Consider the following 6,140-nt stretch of genomic DNA (forward strand, 5'->3'; position numbering starts at 1 on the left):
CTCTTTTGCTCTTTCGGATATTTTGCCATTCCGTACTTTTCTTCTGTATTTTATAACCATCACTAGGTGATAATATACTAGAAATACTGAATGGGAATTATGATCTAATTCCATTGTGTTATCACTCTTTTTCTTATATCGACTGACATGTGTTTACGAACTAATGTTCCTTTTCAGTATACTATATCAGGGAATAGAGAACAAGTGTTTCTTTTGTACTATAAGGACTTTTTTGAGCAGATATGCTCAGATGTGCAATTCATCTCACCACCTGAAGAGGTGGGAGAATTCTTGCTACATTTGTTAAAAAAAGGGCCGAAAGCTCATCAAAAAACTTTCAGCCCAATCATAATCATCAAAAATCAAACCACTTTTGTTTCACGGAGACTGACATAAGCGCCCTCATCCTGCTTGCAGAAATCTACCAGCTCGCTTCCTGTCACAAACCATACGCCCTCGTGGGCGCACATGAACTCCAGAAATTCACGGAGCATGGCGAAACGTCCCGGACTTCCGGTTGACTGCGGGTCCAGCTGCAGATTGTAGCAGAGGTGATGGTTGTAATGACCGGTAAACTCATCTTTCCAGTTGGAAAGCACGTTGCTGTAGTTTGCCACACGGCCCTGTCCGAAGGGGAATGCAGGCCGGTAATTGAAGGCAAAGTACGGCAGGTCAAAGTTCGCCCACTGCTGGGGAATCTGCAAAATCTTGTCGCCTTTTTCATTGGTCTTCATGAAATAAGGACGGTCGTCGTCATAGAGATCGCTGGAGTAGGTCATCCCGTACTCTCTGGCGATATCCAGAGTCTCCAGCATCAGATCTCCGATGGGAGCCCGGAAACCGGCCGGCTTCTTTCCGCAGGCGGCCTCAATGGCCTTCACGGCCTTTCCGATGCGCTCGCGCTGCTCCTCTGTGTCCAAAAGACCAAAATTCTCATATTCATAGCCGTGGCACGCGATCTCGTGGCCTCTGTCAGCGATTTCCTTGATCTTGTCCGGATAGGTCTCGGCGGTTTTGCCCGGCACGAAGAAAGTAGCTTTCAGATGAAGCTCATCCAGCAGGCCGAGAAGCCTCGGAAGACCATGAGTCATTCCGTACTGACCGAGGGACAGGGTTTTCGGCATCTCTGCCGCTTTCTTATCCAGTGACAGCCAGAAGAACTCTGCTGCGAGGTTTACGGAGATAAACGCCGCGCATTTTTTACCCTCCGGCAATTTCATTTCCTGTGCATACATACTTCTAGTCCTCCTTTCTCGGATGTGCTTTGCGCCAGTATTCGGCAACTTCGCTTCCGGTAGCCACCCATACATCCTTATGAGAGGTTACTTCTTTCAGCACTTCCTCAAGGACCAGATTTCGTCCCGGAGCTCCGGAGATCTGGGGATGCATCAGAAATGCGATGCAAAGTCCCATATCATAGTAGCCGCGGAACTCACGAAGATCATTGTCCTGTACATTCCGATAGCAACTGATTCGATCCAAACCAGCCGGTTCTGCCGGATAAACACTGTAGGCCTGAGCCACATAATCGTCCAGTTCCCATTTGGACGGAATCTCTACCAGATCTGTCTCTTTGCCGTCAAGAACCGTATAATACGGGATATCGTCTCCACGCATGGAGCTGGAATACAGAAAGCCCAGCTCATTCAGCAGATACGGTGTGCGTACATGCCAGTCTCCGGACGGAGTACGGAAGCCTTTCGGCTCCTTTCCTGTGATGTCCTTGATGATCTTCTGGGTCTTTTTCAGAATCTCCAGCTGCTCTTCCACTGTTTTCTCTACAAAACGCTCGTGGGTGTAACCATGGTTTCCAATCTCATGTCCCGCCTCATCAATGCGGCGGATCACATCCGGATTATGCTCTGCCACATAACCCGGCGCAAAAAATGTCGCCTTTACCTGATACTTGTCCAGTAAATCCAGAATCATGTCCACGCAGCGGTTCGGACCGTACTGTCCGATGGAACGGGCGCGAATCAGTTTCTCTGTATTAGGCTCGTCGGAAGACATGTTCTGCCAGATGATATCGCCGTCCAGATCGAACGTGAACATTGCCGCGCTCTTTTTGCCTTCCGGCCATAATGACTGACTCATGTTAAAACCTCCTCTTATGATATTTTTCCAGGTGTCTTTTCCTGTCCGTACTTCTTCACAGACAACTTATGTAATACAAAAACTACAACAGCCAGAAGGACTGCCGCTACCACCAGCATAACCGGGCTGTAATCCAGGCCTGCCAGAACAAACATGATACCGCAGATGACTGCTACCGTCACTGCATAAGGCATCTGAGTCTCAAAGTGATCCACATGGTCGCAGCTTGCTCCGATGGACGCCAGCACTGTGGTATCGGAAATCGGAGAACAATGGTCTCCGAAAAGTCCGCCGCCTACGATAGCAGCTGCTACCAGCGGAAGTGCAGAGCCCATATCGATGGCTACCGGAAGTCCCAGCGGCATCAGTACCCCCATAGTTCCCCAGGAAGTACCGGTTGCGAAGGACATAATCGCACCCAGGATAAACATTACCAGCGGCAGCATACTCGGCGCCAAGAAACCGGAGGATATCTTAATCAGATAGCCTGCGGTATTCAGTGTGCTGGTAACGCTGGAAAGGGACCAAGCCAGTACCAGAACGATACACATGAACATGGCGTTGGAACAGCCTTTGGTGTAAATATTTATGCACTCGGTAAAGGTGTAAAGCTTATCTTTCAGGCACATGATAACCAGAACGATGGTTGCGGCAAAGAAAGCAGAAGCAATACCGGTACGAAGGTCGCTGCCTGCTACTCTGGTATGCAGGAAATCCTTGGAGAACAGGTAAGCAAACAGAACAACCAGAAGAGTAATCAGCGGAATTACCATGGTGCTGACTTTTCCGTCTTTTTTTGCTTCTTTGTCGCTGGCACTCTCACTTCTCATCGGAACGCCGCCCTCACGAAGGGTCTTACCGGTTTTCATGGCTCTGTTCTGCGCTTTCAGCATGGGGCCGTAATCCCACTGGGTAAATGCCAGCAGGCCTGCCATAAACAGAGTCAGAATTGCATAATAGTTAAAGGGAATCGCCTGAATAAAGACATCCATACCGGATACATCGGTGATAGCCGCATTGTCGAGTTCTGCCTGAATCAGGGAAATCGTGGTAACGCCCCAGCCGATAATCGGAATCATGGAACAGATCGGGGATGTGGTGCAGTCCAGAATGTAAGCAAATTTTTCTCTGGATACACGAAGTTTCTCAGCCAGCGCCTCAAAGATCGGTCCTACGATCAGAGAGTTTCCGGTGTCGGTGAACCATACGAACAGTCCGCCCAGCCAGATACCGCCTTCGCATTTTGATCTGGTGTTAACTTTCTTAGTAACCAGATTGGTAAAAGCTCCGGCTCCGCCTGAAGACGTCAACAGGGCAATAAAACCGGAGATGATAACCATCATAAACAGAGCCTGCATATTAGACGGCTCAGATAAAGCTGTGAAAATGTGCGTGTGGGTCATTTCCAGGAAGCCCGCGATCGGGTTCCAGCCGCAGATGATGGTAGATCCTACGAAAACGGAGATAGCCAGTGAAATAACAATGTTTTTGGTTATCATCGCAAGCACAATCGCCAGCACCGCGGGGATAATTGACAAGATACCGTAATCCATTTTAGTCCTCCTCGTGTATACATGCAGTCAGGTTCTGCATTTTTTCATTTCCTTTTATAGAGTAAGCGTGCCCGTTAAAGCTCCACATTACTTTCGTTGGTAAAGGGGTGATACTGCGCCGGAATGTGCCGAAGGCCGAGGCGTACGCACATTTCCGCATAAGCAACCGCGATAAAGGCCGGATCCAGTACCTTGACCGGATATTTCCGCTCCAGCTCGTCGCCATAGCCTGCCATGCCAAGACAGCCTAAAATCACGCCGTCCGCCTGATATTTTCCCACCGCTTCCTCGCAGACCAGTTCCAGATGCTCTCTGGTCGCATTGGGATTTACCCGCATTTTCTCTGCCGGAATATCCAGAGCCAGCACGGCCTGCATTTTTTCCCGGGCGATACAGTTACGCATCATGCGCCGATAAGTGCGCGGAATATTCCAGCCTGCGCCGGTGACTACCACAAAGCGGCTGCATAAGGTCTGTGCCACGGATAACGTCACCTCGCCGGGTGCAATCACCGGAATCTTCACGTTTTCCCGGAGCGCTTCCAGGCCCACATCGCTGAAACAGTAAATCACAATGGCGTCATAGCCGTCTTTTTCCGCCTTGATGGCCATTTTGACAAGTTCCGGCGCCGCAAAGGCCTCGTCCGTATGGCAGTCCAGCTCATCCGGTCCTTTCCTGATGCAGTCCACCGAGATCTCGGTTCTCGGTGAAACTGCCGCTGACAGCATGCGCTCCCTGTCATCCATGACCGGACGCTGCATCGCCTTATCTGTCATCAATACTTTGATCTTCATAGTCAGCGCTCCAGGCTGTTCAGCCACTGTCTGCCAACCTCGATCTGACGGCGAACCTCAGAGGGAGCGGTTCCGCCAAAGGATACGCGGGCATCGACACAGCTCTTGATGCTGATATCTCCCAGAAGTTCTTTGGTCACGCGCTTGTCGATCGCCTGCAGCTCCTCATCTGTCAGATCATCGAAATCGCAGCCTTTTTTCTCGCAGGCTTTTACCATATGACCTACGATGGAATGTGCCTCACGGAAGGGGATTCCCTGTTTTGCAAAATGCTCTGCAATATCAGTAGCGTTCAGGAAACCTTTGCCCAGCTGTTTCTGGATCTGATCCATACGGAACTCGGTCTTGTCCAGCATTTTTGCAAAGATATCAATGGTGGCTTTCCAGGTATCAATGGCATCAAAAAGGCTTTCTTTATCTTCCTGGAAATCCTTATTGTATGCAAGAGCAGTTCCCTTCATAACAGTCAGAAGCTGCATCAGATCTCCGTATACACGGCCTACTTTACCGCGGATCAGCTCTGCCATATCCGGATTTTTCTTCTGCGGCATGATGCTGCTACCAGTGCAGAAGCTGTCGTCGATGGCGATATAGGAAAACTCGGAAGAGTTCCACCATGCAAACTCCTCAGCCCAGCGGGAGAGATGCATCATGGAAATGGAAGCATCGCTTAAGAACTCCAGGCTGTAATCACGATCGCTGACTGCATCCATGGCGTTCTCGGTCGGAGCCGTGAAATGTAAAAGCTCACTCGTCAGATGACGGTCAATCGGCATGGTTGTTCCGGCCAGAGCGCAGGCGCCCAGCGGGTTGTAATTCAGACGCTCCAGGGTATCAGTCAGACGCTCGATATCTCTCTTGAACATCTGGAAATATGCCATGAAAATGAAACCGATGGTAATCGGCTGTGCATGCTGCAGATGGGTAAAGCCTACGGTAATCTGATCTGCATATTTATCAGCCTTCTCAAGAATGACGCTTTCCAGATAACACAGGCTGTGCAGAATCTCATAAATCTCTTTTCTCAGATACAGACGGGTGTCCACCTGACACTGGTCGTTCCGGCTTCTGGAGGTGTGCAGTTTCTTACCCACATCGCCGATCCGCTGGATCAGACGGCTCTCGATACCCATATGAATATCCTCATCCTCCACATTAAATACGATCTTTCCATCAGCAATATCCTTGCGGATTGCTTCCAGACCCGCGATGATCTGGTCTTTCTCCTCATTGGAAACGATGCCCTGCTTGCCCAGCATCGTCACATGAGCGATACTGCCGTCAATATCCTCGTTGTACATTCTCTGATCAAAAAAAATAGATGCATTGTATCTCTTTACAATATCATCCATATCTTTTTCAAATCTTCCGCCCCACAAACTTGCCATTTGTAATTACTCCTTTTATAAATTATATTTTATTTGTGCTGCAATTGAATAATTATACGTTATGTACGCATATACGTCAATAGAAATACTGTACAAAGTTTTTTAAGTTAAAGCGTTACTATTGCCCAGTTGGAAAGTTCTAAATCTTCTCTATACTTTCCTGTTCCAGTTTTTCTCCGTGTTATAGATATATTATGATGTTGGGGTCAAAAGGTCTTTTGCCCCCAACTGATACCTACGAATTGCTCCGCTGCAAAGCAGCTCCCGCAATTCTATAAACATTCGAAATCCGCTGATTTACTGCGTAAATC

General features: G+C 48.8%; 6 protein-coding genes. All 6 read right to left on the reverse strand.

The features are described from left to right. Positions 1-114: transposase (locus tag LKD71_RS17515; protein WP_227616376.1), on the reverse strand; the 114-nt coding region annotated here is incomplete at its 3' end. A gap of 248 nt (positions 115-362) precedes the next feature. Beyond that, positions 363-1,235 carry a polysaccharide deacetylase family protein gene (locus LKD71_RS17520; RefSeq protein WP_117767320.1) on the reverse strand — a complete coding sequence of 291 codons (873 nt, stop codon included), beginning with the start codon at positions 1,233-1,235 and terminating at the stop codon, positions 363-365. A 4-nt stretch (positions 1,236-1,239) separates the two neighbouring features. Beyond that, on the reverse strand, positions 1,240-2,094 hold the full coding sequence (locus LKD71_RS17525) for a polysaccharide deacetylase family protein (protein ID WP_117767322.1): 855 nt from the start codon (positions 2,092-2,094) through the stop codon (positions 1,240-1,242). A gap of 14 nt (positions 2,095-2,108) precedes the next feature. After that, positions 2,109-3,647 carry a Na+/H+ antiporter NhaC family protein gene (locus tag LKD71_RS17530; protein ID WP_227616374.1) on the reverse strand — a complete coding sequence of 513 codons (1,539 nt, stop codon included), beginning with the start codon at positions 3,645-3,647 and terminating at the stop codon, positions 2,109-2,111. Positions 3,648-3,721: 74 nt separating this feature from the next. Next, positions 3,722-4,441 (reverse strand): aspartate/glutamate racemase family protein, encoded by a 720-nt coding sequence (locus LKD71_RS17535; protein WP_227616375.1) that lies wholly within the window; start codon positions 4,439-4,441, stop codon positions 3,722-3,724. 2 nt (positions 4,442-4,443) lie between these two features. After that, positions 4,444-5,829 carry an argininosuccinate lyase gene (gene argH, locus LKD71_RS17540; RefSeq protein ID WP_117767328.1) on the reverse strand — a complete coding sequence of 462 codons (1,386 nt, stop codon included), beginning with the start codon at positions 5,827-5,829 and terminating at the stop codon, positions 4,444-4,446. Between the last annotated feature and the right edge of the window lie 311 nt (positions 5,830-6,140).

The organism is Fusicatenibacter faecihominis (assembly GCF_020686945.1).
In the GTDB taxonomy this organism is placed as follows: domain Bacteria; phylum Bacillota; class Clostridia; order Lachnospirales; family Lachnospiraceae; genus Limivivens; species Limivivens faecihominis.